Source organism: Methylocystis silviterrae (genome assembly GCF_013350005.1).
GTDB classification, from domain to species: Bacteria; Pseudomonadota; Alphaproteobacteria; order Rhizobiales; family Beijerinckiaceae; genus Methylocystis; species Methylocystis silviterrae.
The window spans coordinates 160,986-177,663 of sequence record NZ_JABVWW010000003.1 but is presented as its reverse complement, the minus strand read 5'-3'; the positions used below and the strand labels follow the sequence as shown (position 1 = coordinate 177,663).

Annotated in this window: 15 protein-coding genes and 1 tRNA gene; 12 read left to right on the top strand and 4 right to left on the bottom strand. The window is 63.0% G+C overall.

Translation table 11 applies throughout. The annotated features are described in order from the left end of the window. Positions 1-5: 5 nt before the first annotated feature. The 6 genes from HUN39_RS04430 to HUN39_RS04405 all read left to right on the top strand — a co-directional run bounded on the left by HUN39_RS04430 (position 6) and on the right by HUN39_RS04405 (position 8,133). Positions 6-3,134, top strand: coding sequence for an efflux RND transporter permease subunit (locus HUN39_RS04430; protein WP_175093283.1), 3,129 nt, complete (start codon positions 6-8; stop codon positions 3,132-3,134). After that, a complete protein-coding gene (locus HUN39_RS04425; protein WP_175093282.1) occupies positions 3,131-3,775 on the top strand; it encodes a TetR/AcrR family transcriptional regulator in 645 nt (214 codons plus the stop codon). The genes HUN39_RS04430 and HUN39_RS04425 overlap by 4 nt, the downstream gene beginning before the upstream one ends. Positions 3,776-3,887: 112 nt before the next feature. Next, positions 3,888-4,712: a carbon-nitrogen hydrolase family protein gene (locus HUN39_RS04420; protein ID WP_175093281.1), complete on the top strand. Its 825-nt coding sequence runs from the start codon at positions 3,888-3,890 to the stop codon at positions 4,710-4,712. Between the two features lie 211 nt (positions 4,713-4,923). Continuing rightward, entirely contained in the window at positions 4,924-5,256 is a 333-nt protein-coding gene (locus HUN39_RS04415; RefSeq protein WP_124737291.1) for an integration host factor subunit alpha, read from the top strand. 82 nt (positions 5,257-5,338) lie between these two features. After that, on the top strand, positions 5,339-7,438 hold the full coding sequence (locus HUN39_RS04410; protein WP_175093280.1) for an ABC transporter ATP-binding protein/permease: 2,100 nt from the start codon (positions 5,339-5,341) through the stop codon (positions 7,436-7,438). Beyond that, positions 7,435-8,133 (top strand): RlmE family RNA methyltransferase, encoded by a 699-nt coding sequence (locus HUN39_RS04405; RefSeq protein WP_175093279.1) that lies wholly within the window; start codon positions 7,435-7,437, stop codon positions 8,131-8,133. The genes HUN39_RS04410 and HUN39_RS04405 overlap by 4 nt, the downstream gene beginning before the upstream one ends. A gap of 9 nt (positions 8,134-8,142) precedes the next feature. On the opposite strand, the gene HUN39_RS04400 is transcribed toward HUN39_RS04405, so the two are convergent. The 4 genes from HUN39_RS04400 to map all read right to left on the bottom strand — a co-directional run bounded on the left by HUN39_RS04400 (position 8,143) and on the right by map (position 12,255). Next, positions 8,143-9,168: an adenosine deaminase gene (locus HUN39_RS04400; RefSeq protein ID WP_175093278.1), complete on the bottom strand. Its 1,026-nt coding sequence runs from the start codon at positions 9,166-9,168 to the stop codon at positions 8,143-8,145. A gap of 77 nt (positions 9,169-9,245) precedes the next feature. Further along, positions 9,246-10,634, bottom strand: coding sequence for a DHA2 family efflux MFS transporter permease subunit (locus HUN39_RS04395; protein ID WP_175093277.1), 1,389 nt, complete (start codon positions 10,632-10,634; stop codon positions 9,246-9,248). 62 nt (positions 10,635-10,696) lie between these two features. Beyond that, positions 10,697-11,422: a RadC family protein gene (radC, locus tag HUN39_RS04390; RefSeq protein ID WP_175093276.1), complete on the bottom strand. Its 726-nt coding sequence runs from the start codon at positions 11,420-11,422 to the stop codon at positions 10,697-10,699. Continuing rightward, positions 11,419-12,255: a type I methionyl aminopeptidase gene (map, locus tag HUN39_RS04385; protein WP_175093275.1), complete on the bottom strand. Its 837-nt coding sequence runs from the start codon at positions 12,253-12,255 to the stop codon at positions 11,419-11,421. Before map ends, radC begins: the two co-directional genes overlap by 4 nt. Before the next feature lie 213 nt (positions 12,256-12,468). On the opposite strand from map, the gene HUN39_RS04380 reads away from it, so the two are divergent. The 6 genes from HUN39_RS04380 to HUN39_RS04355 all read left to right on the top strand — a co-directional run bounded on the left by HUN39_RS04380 (position 12,469) and on the right by HUN39_RS04355 (position 16,664). Then, positions 12,469-13,557, top strand: a complete 1,089-nt coding sequence (locus tag HUN39_RS04380) for an OpgC family protein (protein ID WP_175093274.1) — start codon at positions 12,469-12,471, stop codon at positions 13,555-13,557. Positions 13,558-13,615: 58 nt separating this feature from the next. Beyond that, positions 13,616-14,377, top strand: coding sequence for a competence/damage-inducible protein A (locus HUN39_RS04375; RefSeq protein WP_175093273.1), 762 nt, complete (start codon positions 13,616-13,618; stop codon positions 14,375-14,377). Between the two features lie 27 nt (positions 14,378-14,404). After that, positions 14,405-14,926, top strand: coding sequence for a xanthine phosphoribosyltransferase (gene gpt, locus HUN39_RS04370; protein ID WP_175093272.1), 522 nt, complete (start codon positions 14,405-14,407; stop codon positions 14,924-14,926). Between the two features lie 45 nt (positions 14,927-14,971). Beyond that, a tRNA-Leu gene (locus HUN39_RS04365) sits at positions 14,972-15,060 on the top strand. A gap of 182 nt (positions 15,061-15,242) precedes the next feature. Next, positions 15,243-16,169 carry a hypothetical protein gene (locus HUN39_RS04360; protein ID WP_175093271.1) on the top strand — a complete coding sequence of 309 codons (927 nt, stop codon included), beginning with the start codon at positions 15,243-15,245 and terminating at the stop codon, positions 16,167-16,169. Positions 16,170-16,319: 150 nt separating this feature from the next. After that, entirely contained in the window at positions 16,320-16,664 is a 345-nt protein-coding gene (locus HUN39_RS04355; protein ID WP_175093270.1) for a Rieske (2Fe-2S) protein, read from the top strand. Positions 16,665-16,678 lie beyond the last annotated feature (14 nt).

Below are 16,678 nucleotides of genomic sequence, written 5' to 3'. Positions count from 1 at the left end.
CGGCCATGGCTGGCGTAAACCTTTCGCGCTGGGCCGTTCAACGGCCGACGCTGATGCTGTTTCTGATGATCGCGATCAGTCTGACCGGCGTCTATTCCTACATGCGGCTAGGACGCGCCGAGGATCCGTCATTCACCATCAAGGTCGCCGTCGTGACGGCCTCCTGGCCAGGCGCGACGGCCACCGAGATACGCGATCAGGTCGCGGATCTGATGGAGAAGAAGCTTCAGGAGCTGCCCTTCCTCGACAAGATCGAGAGCTATACGAAGCCAGGCTTTCTGGCGATGCAGGTGACCTTCAAGGACACGACTCCGCCAAAGGACGTGCCGCAGCTCTTCTATCAGTTGCGCAAGAAGCTCGACGACATCGCGCCGACGCTTCCGGCCGGCGTGCGCGGCCCGCAAGTAAATGACGAATATGGCGACGTCGATACGGTGATGTATGCGGTGACCGGCGACGGCGCCGACTATCATGTCCTCGACAAGGTGGTCCAGACGCTACGCCAACGGCTACTCGCCGTGCAGGATGTGATCAAAGTCGACGTTTACGGCGATCAGGGACGCCGCATCTTTGTCGAATTCAGCGAGGCGAAGCTCGCAAGCCTGGCGATCCTGCCTCAAGCTGTCTTCGATTCGCTCGCCAAGCAGAACGCCATCAACGACGCCGGCGTTTTCGAGACGTCGTCGAACCGCGTGCGGGTTCAGGTGACGAGCGATCTTAAAGGCGCGGACGCGATCGCCGCGATTCCGATCGAAGCGAACGGCAAGGTGATCCGCCTCGGCGATATCGCCAATGTCTACGCCGGCTTCGAGGACCCGCCGAGTTTTCTCGCGCGCTTTAAGGGCCAGCCGACGATCGTCGTCGGCGTCGTTATGGGAAAGGGCGCCAACGTCCTCAAATTCGGCGAGAACGTCGGCGCAGCGGTCCAGGAGATACGCGAAAAGACGCCGGTCGGCATTGACATCGACCAGGTCGCCGATCAGCCGAAGGTCGTCGAGGAGGCGATCGGCGAATTCACGCGTTCGTTCCTCGAGGCTCTGGTGATCGTGCTCGGCGTAAGCTTTGTCTCGCTCGGCTTTCGGACCGGCATCGTCGTCGCGCTCTCCGTGCCTTTGGTGCTCGCCATCGTTTTCATCTTCATGGGGCCGCTCGGCATCGATCTCCAGCGCATCTCGCTTGGCGCGCTCATCATTGCGCTCGGCCTTCTCGTCGATGACGCGATCATCGCCGTCGAGATGATGATGGTGAAGATGGAGCAGGGCTTCAATCGGATCAAAGCTGCGACCTTCGCCTGGGAGTCGACGGCCTTTCCGATGCTGACCGGCACGCTCGTGACCGCCGCGGGGTTTCTGCCTGTCGGCTTCGCTAATTCCGCAGTCGGCGAATATACGGGTTCGATGTTCTGGGTATTGCTCGTCGCGCTAATCGCCTCATGGTTTGTCGCGGTGATGTTCACGCCCTATCTCGGCGTGAAACTGCTTCCCGATTTCGCCAAGCTGCATCCGCATCGCGATCCGGACGAGATCTATCGGACGCCCTTTTATCGCTGGCTACGCGCCGTCGTCACCTGGGCGGTCGACTATCGGGGCGTTGTGATCGCAGGCGTGATCGGCGTTTTCGCGCTCGCTGTCTTCGGTTTCTTCGTCGTTCCCAAGCAATTCTTCCCCTATGCAGAGCGCATGGAGCTCTTCCTCCAGTTGCGCCTTCCCGAAGGTTCGTCCATCGGCGCTTCGCTCGAGGCCGCGAAACAGGCCGAGACGCTTCTCAAGGACGATCCGGACGCGGCCCTTTACACGAGCTATGTCGGACAGGGACCGCCGCGGTTCTGGCTCGGCCTCAATCCGCAGCTCCCGAACGAAGCCTATTCCGAGATCGTCATCGTCGCCAAGGACATCGAGGCGCGCGAGCGCTTGAAGAAGAAGCTCGAGACCGCCATCGCCAACGGCGCTTTGCCGCAAGCGCGCGCGCGCGTCGATCGCTTCTATTACGGACCGCCGGTGGGATTTCCCGTGCAGTTTCGCGTGGTCGGCTCCGATCCGGCGACCGTCCGCGCCATCGCCTATCAGGTGCGCGACGTGATGCGCGGCGACGAGGGCGTCGACGATCCGCATCTCAACTGGAACGAGCAGACGCCGCGCGTGCGCCTCGTCATCGATCAGGATCGCGCGCGGCTTCTCGGGCTGACGCCGCAGGATGTGTCGAACAGGCTGCGTCTGGCGATTTCCGGCGTGACGATCACGACGTTGCGCGACGGGATCGATCAGGTCGAAGTGGTCGCGCGCGCCATTCCTCAGGAGCGCGGCGATCTCTCGAGGATCGGCGACATGGTGATCTATGCGCGCGACGGCAAGGCGGTGACGGTCTCGCAGGTCGCGAAGATCGTCTACGACCACGAAGAGCCGATATTTTGGCGGCGCAATCGCGACATGAGCATCACGGTGCGCTCGGGCGTCAAGGACGGCGTGCAGGCGCCGGATGCGACGACGCGCATCTGGCCGCAGCTTGCCCAGATTCGCGAGCATCTTCCGCCGGGCTATCGCATCGAGATTGGCGGCGCGATCGAGGAATCGAAAAAGGGCAACGCGTCGATCTTTGCGGTTTTTCCGCTCGTCGGCCTCGTCATGCTGACGATCGTGATGTTCCAGCTCCAGAACTTCACGCGCGTCGCGCTCGTGATGATGAGCGCGCCGCTCGGCGTCATCGGCGCATCGCTCGCGCTCAATGTCGCTCACGCGCCGTTCGGCTTCGTCGCGCTGCTTGGCCTCATCGCGCTCTCGGGCATGGACATGCGCAATTCGATCATTCTCGTCGATCAGGTGCGACAGGACCTCGAGCGCGGCGAGAAATATCGTGAGGCGATCATCGGCGCGACGATTCGGCGCGTGCGCCCCGTCGCGCTGACGGCGCTGGCGGCGATTCTCGCCATGATTCCCCTGTCGGGCTCCGCCTTCTGGGGGCCGATGGCGCTGACCATCATGGGCGGGCTGTTTGTCGCCACTTTTCTCACCGTTCTGTTCCTGCCGGCGCTTTACGCGACATGGTTCCGCCGTCATCTTGGCGAGGGATTGGCCGAAGCCAAGGGCGCGCGGGCCCAGACTCTGGCCGACGGGCTCGCGAGGGGAGCGGCCGAATGAGCGTGGTGGGGGCTAGCACGCAGAACGCGCGCGAGACCGAGCAGCGCGCGAGAATCATCGCCACCGCGGAGCGGCTCTTCCGCGAGATCGGCTTCCAAAAGACCACGGTCGCCGACATCGCCCGCGAATTGCGGATGTCGCCGGCGAACGTCTATCGCTTCTTTGGCGCCAAATCGGAAATCAACGCCGCTGTCGCCCGCCATCTGATGAACGAAGTCGAACAGTCGGCGCAGAGCATCGCGCATGGGCCTGGTTCGGCGGAGCAGCGGCTGCGCACGCTCATCCTGTCCAATGAGGCGATGAACGCCGAGCGCTACGTCGCCGACCGCAAGCTGCACGACATGGTGGAAGCGGCGCTCGACGAGAATTGGCCGATCATCTCGGATCACATCGAGCGAATCGACGCCGCGCTCGGGGACGTCATTCGCTCGGGCATGGAGAGCGGCGAATTTGCTGAGGGCGATGCGCAGCTCGCGGCGCGGCTGGTGCACGCCGCCTGTATTCGCTACTGCCACCCGAGGCTGATGGTGGAGTGCGCCGAGCGCCCAACGCCGACGAGCGCGCAAATGGTGGAATTTTGCATTGCAGCGTTGCGCGCCGGCTTTCGCGACCTCAACCGATCGGCGACGTTGTCGCGCTAAACGCGATTCGACCTATACCTTCGGCGCCGGCGACGTATAATGAGCGAGCGGCGCTATTCGTTAGGATGCGACTGTGAGTCGCGGGAGCAACGGCGAAACAATCGGGCGGTCGATGAAGGTTACTCTGGTTCAGATGAATTCCGTTGGCGATAAGGCCTTGAACCTCGCCAACGCCCGCGCTTTGATCGAGCGCGCCGTTGTTCAGGAGCGTCCGGACTGGATTTGTCTTCCTGAGGTCTTCGATTTCATCGGCGGCTCGCGCGCCGAGAAGATGGCCGCCGCCGAGGAGCTGCCGGGCGGTCCCGCCTATCAAATGTGCCAGGCGCTCGCGCGCGAGCACAAGGTCTTCATACACGCCGGGTCGATTCTAGAAAAAGCGCCTGGCGAGGAGCGGTTGCACAACACCAGCGTCGCCTTCAACCGCGAGGGCAAGGAGGTGGCGCGCTACCGCAAGATTCACATGTTCGACATCACGGCGCCCGACGGGGCGAAATATCACGAGAGCGCCGCGTTCAAGCCGGGCGACTCCGTCGTCACCTATGATTGCGAGGGCGTCACCGTCGGCTGCGCGATCTGTTACGACCTCCGCTTTTCATATCTCTTCCAGGCGCTCGCGGATAAGGGCGCGGATATCGTCGCACTGCCGGCGGCGTTCACGCTGGTGACCGGCAAGGACCATTGGGAAGTGCTGTGCCGCGCGCGCGCGATCGAGATGCAGGCCTATCTCTGCGCGCCGGCGCAAACGGGCGCGCATAAGGCCGGGCATGAGACGCGCTTCACATACGGCAATTCTCTGATCGCCGACCCTTGGGGCCAAGTCGTCGCCAAGGCTTCCGAAGGGCCGGGGCTCGTATCGTCCTATGTGGACGTCGAACGCATTCGTAAAATTCGCGCCATGATCCCGGTGGCGCAGCACAAGGTGAAGCTTGCCGTTTGAGGGTTCCGCTATCGCCCGCCCGCAGGTCAGCGTCCGGTTGTTTCATCGGGACGCAGAACACGTGATCGCCCTTGCAAATCGGTCGTTTATGCGTACTATGAGGCCATGGGTTCAGCGCCCACTTATTGCCATGTTGCGATTGCCAGAAGCTTCGAGGGGGAATTGTGTCCAGCCCAGTCCCGACAGAACGATCATTGGGCGCTTTCTTCGCATGGTAAGGAGAACCGCCCCAGGCAGCACCTTGACGCGGGCGGCGCTGCGAGAAGCCGTCTATGGCTGTTGCCCATCGCTGTCCCGCGCCGAAGCCCGCAAAATCCTGGACGCGACTTTTGACGAGATCAGCGAAGCTTTGCTCCGCGGCGAATCCGTAAAACTGCGTTCTTTCGGGACTTTCAACGTGCGCGCCAAGCGTGAGCGCATTGGCCGCAATCCCAAAACTGGCGTCGAGGCCACGATAACGTCGCGCCGCGTGCTGACCTTTAAGGCCTCGCCCGTGCTTGTCGCGCATGTCAATGGCGACGCGGTCATTCCTGAAGAGGACTGACTCCTCTATCATGGGGCTAGACGGCAATCGCCGGCGACGCGGTCGCGGCGAGCCGAGCGGCTTCTCACATCCAAGGTGAAAGATGCGGAAATTGAGCGTGGCGGTCGCGGTCTTCGCGGCGCTTACCGCGCTGGTCGGCGCCCATAAAGGCGACTCCAGCCTATTCGTCCTCGTCGCCGCGGCGGCGCTCTGCGCCTATACGACATGGCGCGCGGCCGACATGTCGAGCTTCCTGAAAATCTTCGCCTTCATTTTTTCAACGGAGACGATCATCTTCGGACTCGTCGGCCTCGCCCAGGCGGAAGGCCTATGGCCGGAGTCGATGAAAGACTATGCGCCGCCCGAAACCATGCCGCTCACCGTGGCGGTGTTCTCGATCATCGTTTACGCGATCTCGCACCTTCCAGTCGTGCGGGAGATGACGCGCATCGCCGATCTTTATTTCAGTTCGCGCGATCGTGGCGAAGGGCGCGTCTGGCCATTCCAGCCCTTTGCGGCGCGAGAGAGCGCGATCGCCATCGCCATGGTGGTGGTGCTCGTGCTCCTCAATCAAGGACAGGTCGGCATCACCGTCCGCCTGTCCTTCTTCAATCGCGACTGGTACAACGCCATTCAAGAAAAGAACGCTGCCGAGTTCTGGCGGCAGCTCTTCCTGGTGTTCACGCCATGGGCCTTCGTCTACGTTGCCTCCGTGATCATCGAATTCGTTCTGCAGTCGATGCTGATTATCCGCTGGCGCCGGTGGCTGACGGAACATTATATCGAGCGCTGGCTCGGCGCGCACACGCATTACGGGATGGCGCTCGCCGGGAGCGGCGCTGACAATCCGGACCAGCGCATCGCCGAAGACGTCAATCGCTTCATCAGCGGCGGGGAGGAAGGCTACGGCGTCTACTCCTATTCGATCCTGCTGATCTCCACCTTGAGTTCGCTCGTTTCCTTCGCCTATGTGCTGTGGGATCTTTCCGGCAATTATCCGCTGCCCGGAACGGAGATCTATATTCCCGGCTTCCTGTTCTGGGCGGTGTTGATCTATGCGGCGGTGGGAACGCTGGTGACGCATCTTATCGGCCGCACTCTCACCGGGCTCTACTTTGATCGGCAGAGACGCGAGGCCGATTTCCGCTTTTCGCTGGCCCGTATGCGCGAATACAGCGAGCAGATCGCGCTGCTCGGCGGCGAGCCTGCCGAGCGCGGCTCGCTGCTCCGGCGCTTCGCCGGCATTATCGTCAACTATCTGGCGATCGTGCAGAAGCGCAAGCAGCTGATGGTGTTCACCTCCACCTACGGACAGTTGTCGCCGATCATTCCTTACGTGATCACGGCGCCCTTCTATTTCGCCGGGCGCATTACGCTCGGCGTCATGACGCAAACGGCGAGCGCCTTTGGCCGGGTGGAGAGCGCGCTGACCTTCTTCATCAGCTATTACACCTCTCTCGCCAATTTTAAGTCCGTGCTCGACCGCTTGTCGTCCTTTGACCACGCGATCGATACGGCCCGCGGGCTGACGTCCGCGACGCAGATTGTCTTTCCGACGGACGGCGCTGATATTCGCCTGCGCGGGCTGACGCTTGCTTTGCCCGATGGACGCCAAATCGTAACGGTCGACGATCTGACGCTCGCCGCCGGCCAGTCGGCGCTGCTCACCGGCCCGTCGGGTTCCGGCAAGTCGACGCTGTTTCGCACCATCGCCGGCATCTGGCCTTATGCTTCGGGCGAGGTGCTGACTCCGCGCGGCGCGAAGGTGATGCTGGCGCCGCAGCGGCCCTACATTCCGATGGGGGCGCTGGCCGACGCCATCGTCTATCCCGGCCATGTCGACGACTATTCGCGCGCTGACGTTCAGGAGGCATTGCGCGCTGCGCGGCTTGCGCCTTTCGTGGAGCGCCTCGACGAGGAAAACAACTGGGGTCAGCGGCTTTCAGGCGGCGAGCAGCAGCGCGTCGCCATCGCCCGCGCGCTTCTCGCCAAGCCGGATTGGCTTTTCCTCGACGAAGCGACGTCGGCGCTCGACGAGCAGCTCGAAGAAGAGATCTACGCGATGCTGCGCGAGCGGCTGCCCGGCACGACGATCGTCTCGATCGGCCATCGGTCGACGCTGCACGCCTTCCACGATCGAGACATCGTCATGGAGCCGGCGCCCGGCGGCGTCTTCAGCCCGCGCGACAAGGTGCACGCGTGACGAAAGAGTCCGGGCGCGAAGGCGGACGATCGCTCAAGACGCGGGTCAAAACCGCGCGCAAGCGGTCGCTCTCCTCGACGCTCTGGCTGGAGCGCCAGCTCAATGATCCTTATGTCGCGCGGGCTAAGCGCGAGGGCTACCGCTCGCGCGCCGCCTATAAGCTCATCGAGATGGATGATCGCTATCATCTCTTTAAGCCGGGCGACCGCATCGTCGATCTTGGCGCCGCGCCTGGCGGCTGGTCACAGGTCGCCGCCGCGCATGTGAAGGCGAAAGAGGGGAAGGGCAAAGTCGTCGCCGTCGATCTTCTCGACATGGAGCCGATCGATGGCGTCGAATTCGCGGTGAAGGATTTCAACGATCCCGACGCGCCGGAATTCATCAGAGAAATGCTGGGAGGCCACGCCGACGGCGTGATGTCGGACATGGCCGCGAACGCCACTGGGCATCGGGCGACGGATCATCTGCGCATCGTGGCTCTCGCCGAGCTTGCCGCTGATTTCGCTTGCGACGTGTTGGCGGAAGGCGGCTTCTTCATCGCCAAGGTGCTGCAAGGTGGAACCGAAGGCCAGCTGCTCACGCGGCTCAAGCGCGATTTCGCGACGGTGCGGCACGTCAAGCCGGCGGCGAGCCGCGCGGGTTCGGCCGAGCTCTATGTCCTGGCGACGGGCTTTCGCGGGCGCCGCTTCGAATAGGCTATGCGCTTAGGCGCCGCGCGCTTTTGCGGCGTAGGCGTCGACCTCGGCGATCCTTTCTCTCTTTTCCTCATCAGAAAGAAACGAGGCCGCGAAACTGTTTTTCGCGAGCTGCCTCAGCTCGGCTGCTCCTAATGCGAAAGCCTGCTGAATGGCGCGGTAGTTCTCGTTCACATAGCCGCCAAAATAGGCCGGATCGTCCGAATTGACGGTCACGACGACGCCTGCCTCGAAGAGCCGCTGAATCGGATGCGCGCGCATATCGGGATAGACGCGAAGGCGTATATTCGACAGCGGACAGACGGTCAGCGGAACCCGCTCGCGCGCGAGCCGCTGAACCAGGGGCGCGTCATCGATCGCGTGAACGCCGTGGTCGATGCGCTCGACCTTCAAGCGATCCAGCGCTTCGGAGACATAGGCGGCGGGTCCTTCTTCGCCCGCATGCGCCACGGCGCGCAGGCCGAGCGAACGGGCGCGCTCATAAACCTCTGTGAACTTGCCCGGAGGATTTCCGGCTTCTGCGGAATCCAGTCCGACCCCGGTAATGCGATCGAGCCAGGGGCGCGCCGCTTCGAGCGTGGCCATGGCGTCCGCCGCATCGAGATCGCGCAGGAAGCACATGAGGAGGCGCGAGGTCGGCCCGCCCTCGCGCGCGGCGTCGTTCAGAGCTGCGCTCAATCCCTCCACGACTGCGCCCAAGGGAACGCCGCGGCGCGTATGCGCCTGCGGATCGAAAAAGATTTCGGCGTGGCGAACATTTTCCTCGCGGGCGCGGTCGAGATACGCGCGCGCCAGATCGTAGAAGTCTCGCTCGGTCAAGAGCGCCTGCGTCGCCTGATAATAAAGATCGAGAAAGTCCGCGAGGTTTTGGAAATCGTATAAGCGGCGCATCGCCTCGACCGAAGCGTACGGGAGCTTGACGCCGTTGCGCTCGGCGAGCGCGAAGGCCATCTCGGGTTCAAGCGTCCCCTCGATATGAAGGTGAAGCTCCGCCTTCGGGAGCCCGGCGATGAAGTCTTGGGCTGCGTTCGACATAACATCCTCGTTTCAGTCGATTTGGCGCGCGCGATCCTCATCGACAAGAGCTCTCAGCCCGCCGATCGGCCGTGAGATTACACGCGTTTTCGGCGCCCCGTCAGGTCGTCGCCCGCATTGGGCGCGAGCGGCAGGAAGCTCATCACCGAAAGCATCGAGATCAGCGCCACGACAATGAAGGCCGGCGTGAAATCCGCCGCCTGCAGCGCGCCGCCGCCGCGCAGCGCGCGCGTCGCCTCCAGCGCCGCCGCGCCAATGGCGACGCCCGTCGACAGCGACAATTGCTGCGCGACGGAGGCGAAACTCGTGGCGCGGCTCATCGCATCCTGATCGACGTCGGCGTAGGCGATGGCGTTGAGCGCCGTAAACTCCAGCGAGCGGAAAAAGCCGCCAACGAGCAGCGCGCCCATGATGACCAAATGCGGCGTCGCCGCCGTGAAACTGGCGTTGAAGGCGAGAAAGCCGGCGGAGATGAGCGCATTGACGATCAGCACCCGCCGAAAGCTGAAAATCCGCAGGATTGGCTGCGCGGTCGTTTTCATCGCCATCGCGCCTGCCGCCGAAACGAAGGTCAGAAGCCCCGCTTCATAAGCGGAGAGTCCGAAGCCCGCTTGCAACAACAGCGGTAGCAGGAAGGGCGTTGCGCCCAAGCCAACGCGAAACAGAAAGCCCCCAAAGACCGCCGCGCGGAACGTCGGGATCCGCAAGAGATCGAGATCGACGATCGGATAGGGCGCGCGTTTCGCGTGGCGCACATAAGCGAAGAGCGCCCCTGCCCCGAGCGCGACGATCAAAACCACGACCGGCGCCGGCGCGAAGCCGCGCCCCGCGATCGTGAAGCCAAAGACGAGGCAGGAGAGGCCGACGCCCGAAAGGATCGCGCCGGCGACGTCGAGCGGCGGCGTCCATTCCTCGCGCATGTCTGGAATAAAGCGCGTGACCAGCATGACGCCGAGCGCGCCGATCGGGACATTGATCCAGAAGATGTAGCGCCAGTGAAAATACGTCGCGATGAAGCCGCCGATCGGCGGGCCGATCATCGGGCCCATGAGCGCCGGGATGGTAAGATAGGCCATGGCGCGCACAAGTTCGTGGCGCGGCGCGGTGCGCAGCAGCACGAGGCGTCCGACCGGCGTCATCATCGCGCCGCCGAGGCCTTGCACGATCCGGAACGCCACGATCGCGCCGAGCGAATTGGACAGGCCGCAGAGAATGGAGCCGAAGGTGAAAACGATGATCGCCGCGCGAAAGACCCGCCGTGCGCCAAAGCGATCCGCCGCCCAGCCCGAAAGCGGAATGAAGACCGCGAGCGATAGAAGATAGGACGTCAGCGCGAGTTTCAGCGCCACGGGATCTTCGTGAAGATCGGCCGCCATCGCCGGCAGCGCCGTGGCGAGCACAGTGCCGTCGAGCTGCTCCATGAAGAGCGCGGTGGCGATGATGAGCGGCGTGACGAAATAGGACAATACGACTCAGCCCGCTTTTGAAAGTGTCGCGTCAAGCCTGACGCCTGTGCACGGACTTCGCGTCAAATGAGCTTCAGCCCTCTGAAGCTGGCATGGCCATGACGGCCGACAATGATGTGGTCGTGGACTGTAATGCCGAACGGCTGCGCGATGGCGGCGATGTCCTTCGTCATGCGGATGTCGGCGGACGATGGCGTCGGATCTCCGGATGGATGGTTATGCGCCAGGATGAGCGCACTCGCGCCAAGCTCCAGCGCACGTCTGACGATTTCGCGCGGATAGACGGGCGTATGGTCGATGGTTCCGACGCCCTGCACCTCGTCGGCGATCAGCGCGTTGCGTTTGTCGAGGAACAGGATGCGAAACTCCTCCCGCTCGGCGAAAGCCATCGCCGTTCGGCAATAGTCGAGTACCTCCATGAATGAGGAAAGCACAGGACGCTTTTGCAGGGCGCCGCGCGCCAGGCGTTTCGCCGCAGCTTCCACAAGCTTGATTTCGACGATCGCCGCTTCGCTGAGGCCCTCAACCTCACGAAGCCTTTCCGGCCGCGCCGCGACCGTCTCGGCGAAGGAGCCGAAGCGCGTGATCAAGGCCTTGGCGAGCGGCTTCACGTCGCGGCGCGCGATGGCGCGAAACAACAGCAGCTCCAGCATTTCGTAATCGGCAAGCGCCGCTTCGCCGGCTTCCATGAAGCGATCGCGCAGGCGCTGCCGGTGGCCGTGATAGTGGGGCGCGGCCTCGCGCAGGCCAGAGCCGTCGCTGGATGCGGCGTCAGCCGCCTTCTTCATACGTCGGCGCGCGCGGCAGAGGGATTATCGAGCCCCGCCGGCGACTTGGTGAAGACTTCCACGCCCGTTTCGGTGACGCCGATCGAATGTTCGAACTGCGCGGACAGGGAGCGGTCGCGGGTGACGGCCGTCCAGCCGTCCGACAAGATTTTCACCTGCGACCGGCCGAGATTGATCATCGGCTCAATGGTGAAGAACATGCCCGGCCGCAACTCGACGCCCTCGCCCTTGACGCCATAGTGCAGAATATTCGGCTCGTCGTGGAATACGCGCCCGAGCCCGTGGCCGCAAAAATCCCGCACGACCGAACAGCGCTCGCTTTCGGCATAGTGCTGAATCGCCGCGCCGATGTCGCCGGTCGTCGCGCCAGGCTTGACGGCGGCGACGCCCCGCTCAAGCGACTCATAGGTCACGTCGATCAGTCGTTGCGCCCGTCGTGGAATTTCGCCGACGGCGAACATACGGCTGGCGTCGCCGTGCCAGCCGTCGAGGATGAACGTCACGTCGATATTGACGATGTCGCCTTCGCGTAAAGGCTTGCTGTCCGGCACGCCATGGCAGACGACATGGTTGATCGAGGTGCAGATCGACTTCCGGTAGCCGCGATAGTCGAGCGGCGCGGGATAGGCGCCATGCGCCATGGCGAAGTCGAAAACCAGATCGTCGAGCGCCTGCGTCGTCACGCCCGGCTGGACGTGTTCGACCAGCATGTCCAGCGCCTCCGCCGTCAGCCTGCCCGCGGCGCGCATGCCCTCGAAATCCTGGGGACCGTGCAGCTTGATCTGTCCGCTTTTGCGCGCGGCGGGCGCGAGATGAGATTCGATAAAAGTCATGTAACGTGGCGGCTCGGCTTTCCTGGGCGAAGGGTATGCTCGACAAGGTAATGGTTTGAGGCGGCAACGCAAGGCTGCCGCGGGATGCCGCCCGCGATTCCGTTGGAAAGCCCGCAACGCGGTCTTGGCGGGACAGCCGCGGTTCAATATCAAAGGAGGCATGCGGCTTGCTACCGCGCCACGGGCGCAGGGACAAAAGGGCGTCGAAAGCGGGTGCAGGGAAAGCGAGTCGAGGGCATAGATTTCTGGCGGGGCGCGGCCCTCGCCATCATCCTGGTGAATCACATCCCGGGCAATGTGCTCGGCGCGATCACGCCGCGCAATTTCGGCTTTTCTGATGCAGCCGAAGGCTTTGTCTTTCTTTCGGGCGTTTCGATCGCCCTGGCCTATGGCGAAAAATTCAGGCGCAATGTCGTAGACGCCGCGGCTTCGCTCTACGGCCGCGCCCTGCGCCTTTACGGCGCCCATCTCGGTCTGACCACGGCGGCGTTGGCGCTTTATGGCGTCGCGAGCTATTTCACGCCCTGGGATTTCCTCGGCTCCGAAAACAGCCGCGCCGCGCCTTTCGCCGACCCGGCGCGAGGCGTCGTCGGCATTCTCGCGCTCAGTCACCAAGTCGCTTACTTCAACATATTGCCACTCTATGTCGTGCTGATCGCGCTTGCGCCGGCGCTCTTCGCATGCGCTTCGCGCGGCGGTTTACGCATGCTTGCGGCCTCGGCCGCGGTTTATGCCGCCGCGCGCTTGTTGGGGTTCAATGTTCCCACATGGCCCGAGCCCGGCTACTGGTATTTCAATCCATTCGCCTGGCAATTTATGTTCGCCCTGGGGATCTACTGCGGCGGCGCGCTCAAAACGCGCGGGGTGCCTTATCACGCCATCGCCTATCGACTCGCTCTCGCCTTCACCATCCTGTCGTCGCTCGTCGTCTCCAATGCGTTTGGCTTGGCGCCCGGGCTTGTCGACGCCGCAGGGCGCTATCTCGACTGGGACAAGACGGATCTTGGCGTCGTCCGCATCATCGATTTCGTCGCCCTCGCTTATGTGCTTCATTTTTCGAAGATCACCGCAGCGCTGAGCCAAACGCGGCTTTTTCCATTCTTCACGCTGCTCGGCCGCAATGGCCTCTCGACCTATTCAAGCGTCAGCCTGCTGAGCGCGCTCGGGCAGATTTTGCAGGAGGCAAGCCTCGCTTCGCCGGCCCTTGACGTCATCTTCATTGTGGCCTGCCTGGGCCTGCTGCGCCGCATCGCCGCCGCCGTCGAGCAATTTACCCTGGTCGCGCCCGCTGCTGCGGAATGAGCGGCAGGGCTGGCGTTCACGGCCGCCATGGTCATAATCAGCGACAGGGAGGCCCGTAATGGCGCAAGAAACGGCGGGCGACAGGCCGGCAAGCGCGGCGGTTCTCGTGATCGGCGATGAAATCTTGTCCGGCCGCACGCAGGACGTGAACACAAGCTATATCGCGAATTATCTCGCGCAGATCGGCGTCGATCTTCGCGAGGCGCGAATCGTGCCCGACGAGACGGAGGCGATCGTCGAGGCGCTGAATGCGCTGCGCGCCCGCTACACCTATGTCTTCACAACCGGCGGCATCGGGCCGACCCATGACGACATCACCGCCGATGCGGTCGCCCGCGCCTTCGGCGTCGACATCGGCGAGGATCCGCGCGCCATAGCGCTCCTTCGGGAACGCTTTTCGGAAGGCGAGCTGAATCCGGCGCGCCGGCGGATGGCGCGCATTCCAAAGGGCGCGGAGCTGATTTTCAACGCCATTTCCAAGGCGCCGGGATTCTGGATCGGCAATGTCATCGTCATGGCCGGCGTGCCGATGATCATGCAGAATATGATGGACGTGGTCGGGCCGCGGCTCGCGGCCGGCCCGCCGGTGCTCGTCGAGACAATAGAAGCTTACGGCGTTCCGGAAGGCGCCTACGCCGCGGGACTAGAAGCGATCGCGCGCGGCCATGATGGCGTGAGCGTCGGCTCCTATCCGTCCTTTACGAGCGCCGGATTCAGGAATCAGATTGTGCTGCGCAGTCGCGACGCGGCGCTCTTGGCGCGCGCGACGACCGCGGCGCGCGCGATGCTCGCGTCGCTATCGAAGGAAAACGCGCGCTGACGCGTGGCCGCGGGAGGTTTGAAGCTGATGTACGGGTCCGACAAGATCTTTCCGGTCTCCTGGGACATTTTTCACCGCGACGCGCGCGCGCTCGCCTGGCGTCTCGCTTCTATCGGCGGATTCTCGGCGATTGTGGCGGTGACGCGCGGCGGTCTGGTGCCCGCGGCGATCGTGGCGCGCGAGCTCGGCATAAGGGTCATCGAAACCATCTGCGTCGCGAGCTATCACGAGGAAACGGAGCGGGGCGAGATCCAGGTGCTTAAGCCTCTGACCGACACGATTCTCGCGCGGCCAAGCTCCGAAGTGCTCATCATCGACGATCTCGTGGACACCGGCGCCACGGCGAAAGCCGTGCGGGACACGCTGGCGAATGCGCATTTCGCCACTGTCTACGCCAAGCCGCAGGGCCTGCCGATGGTCGACACCTTCGTCACCGAAGTCTCGCAGGACACCTGGATCTTCTTCCCCTGGGACACGGGCCTGTCGTTTCAGGCGCCGATCGGCGCGCCGGACGCCAAGCCCGAGGGCCGGCGACGACGGCGCATATAATCCGCTTGGCGGCGTCGGGTCCGCGCCCCTATAAACGAACGCTCCGCGGGCGTGGCGAAACTGGTAGACGCAACGGACTTAAAATCCGTAGGGCCGCAAGGCCTGTGCCGGTTCGATTCCGGCCGCCCGCACCACGCAAGCGTCTTTCCTGTTTAGCGCCTTCGCTGAGATTAGCATTTCCACATCTCTGCAGGGGCTCCGCCTAGACAAGCGCTACCGAGGGCCATTAGCTTAAACTCGACAGAACCGCCGTTTATCGTCGGCGCTCAGTTTCGGCGCTTTCGAGTTTTTAATTTCAAAGACGTAGGACGATGAAATGAGAAACGATACATCCTCATTTTCACGATCGCTGTTTCAACTCGCTGCGATCATGAGCGCGCTGATTTGCTTCACTCGGTTCGGCCACGCGCAGAATGTCAGCGCTCAGGTGAATTTCATCAACAATGTCGGGCAGCAAATAATCGTCGGAGCCTATGGCCCGACAGGATCGAATCTGCTTCCGGGAGTTTCCTTTTCCGGCGGATGCACCTTTGACTCGAATAACAACTTAATCGTTCCTCAAGGCGCGACATGCACGGGCTCGGTGAGCTGGCCTTCCGCGCAAAACAAGGTCTGCGCGAACACCCAGTCGATGACTGGTTGTACGCCTGCCTCTCTGCAACCGATGACGATTATCGAAGTATCCGGCACGGGTTCCGGGCTCGGATATGACATCAGCGTGATCCCGAGGAATGTGGACGCGAATGGCGTCGCCTGCAACGACCCGCAATGGCTTCCGAACTGCACCTATTATGACAACGGCGTCGTACAGTCCGGCTACAGCGTGTCCCAGTTGAATCCTATCCAGGTGGACCCTGCCAACCAGCAGAACAAAACTTCATCGCCGGGGTATTGCGCCAGTCAGGGGCCCGCAAATTACAATTTCGGCGTTCAAGTCTCCTGCAGCGCTGGCCACGCCACCTTCACCTGCGGAGGGACGCCCTCTTTGGGACCTGCAAACTATCCAAGCAAATGTGGCTACAGCTCGCTCGCGCCGACTCTCAAGAACTGCGCAGGCAATTTGGGGACGGGCTGCTATCAGGCGTTCTTCAGCCCCATGAGCGATGGCGGCAGCAATCCCATGGGAACACAAACTGGCAATGGTCTCTACTACTGCGGCTATCCGTCGGGTACGGTGCAGCCCTACGACCAATGCGCAAGCCTTAACGATCCGCTCACAATAACCTTCTCTTCGCCGCAGTGAGGCGTAACCGGGCGGCCGCAAGGCCCGCGCCGGTTCGACTCTGCCATGCGACCGCTGTCTCGTAGTTGCGCGCCCGGCTCGTCGCCGCACGTTCCCCTGGTCTGCAATTTGCTACCACCTTCAGAGGTTGATCTTCTGAAGGCGATCACGATGGCGTTCACCGCGATCTGTACCACCGGGGCCGTGAGCGAAGGCGGCATGGGCCTCTTCCATGCCGGCAAAAAGAGCGTGCTCCTGGTTTGGCCGACCGGCGGCGAACTCAAGGCCTATCGCGGGCGCTGTCCGCATGCGGACATGCCATTGAGCGAGGCGACCTTCAACGGCCAGACCGTCACCTGTCCGCACCACCAATGGGGGTTCGACAGCACAAGCGGCAAATGCGTGACGCATCTCGTCCGCAATGCGCTCCACCCCTATGCGCTTCGCGTGGAGGGCGACGAGATTCAGGTCGACGTCGGACCGGTCAAGCCCGCGCGCACGCCGGCGCCGGCGTGATTGCGAACTGCCGT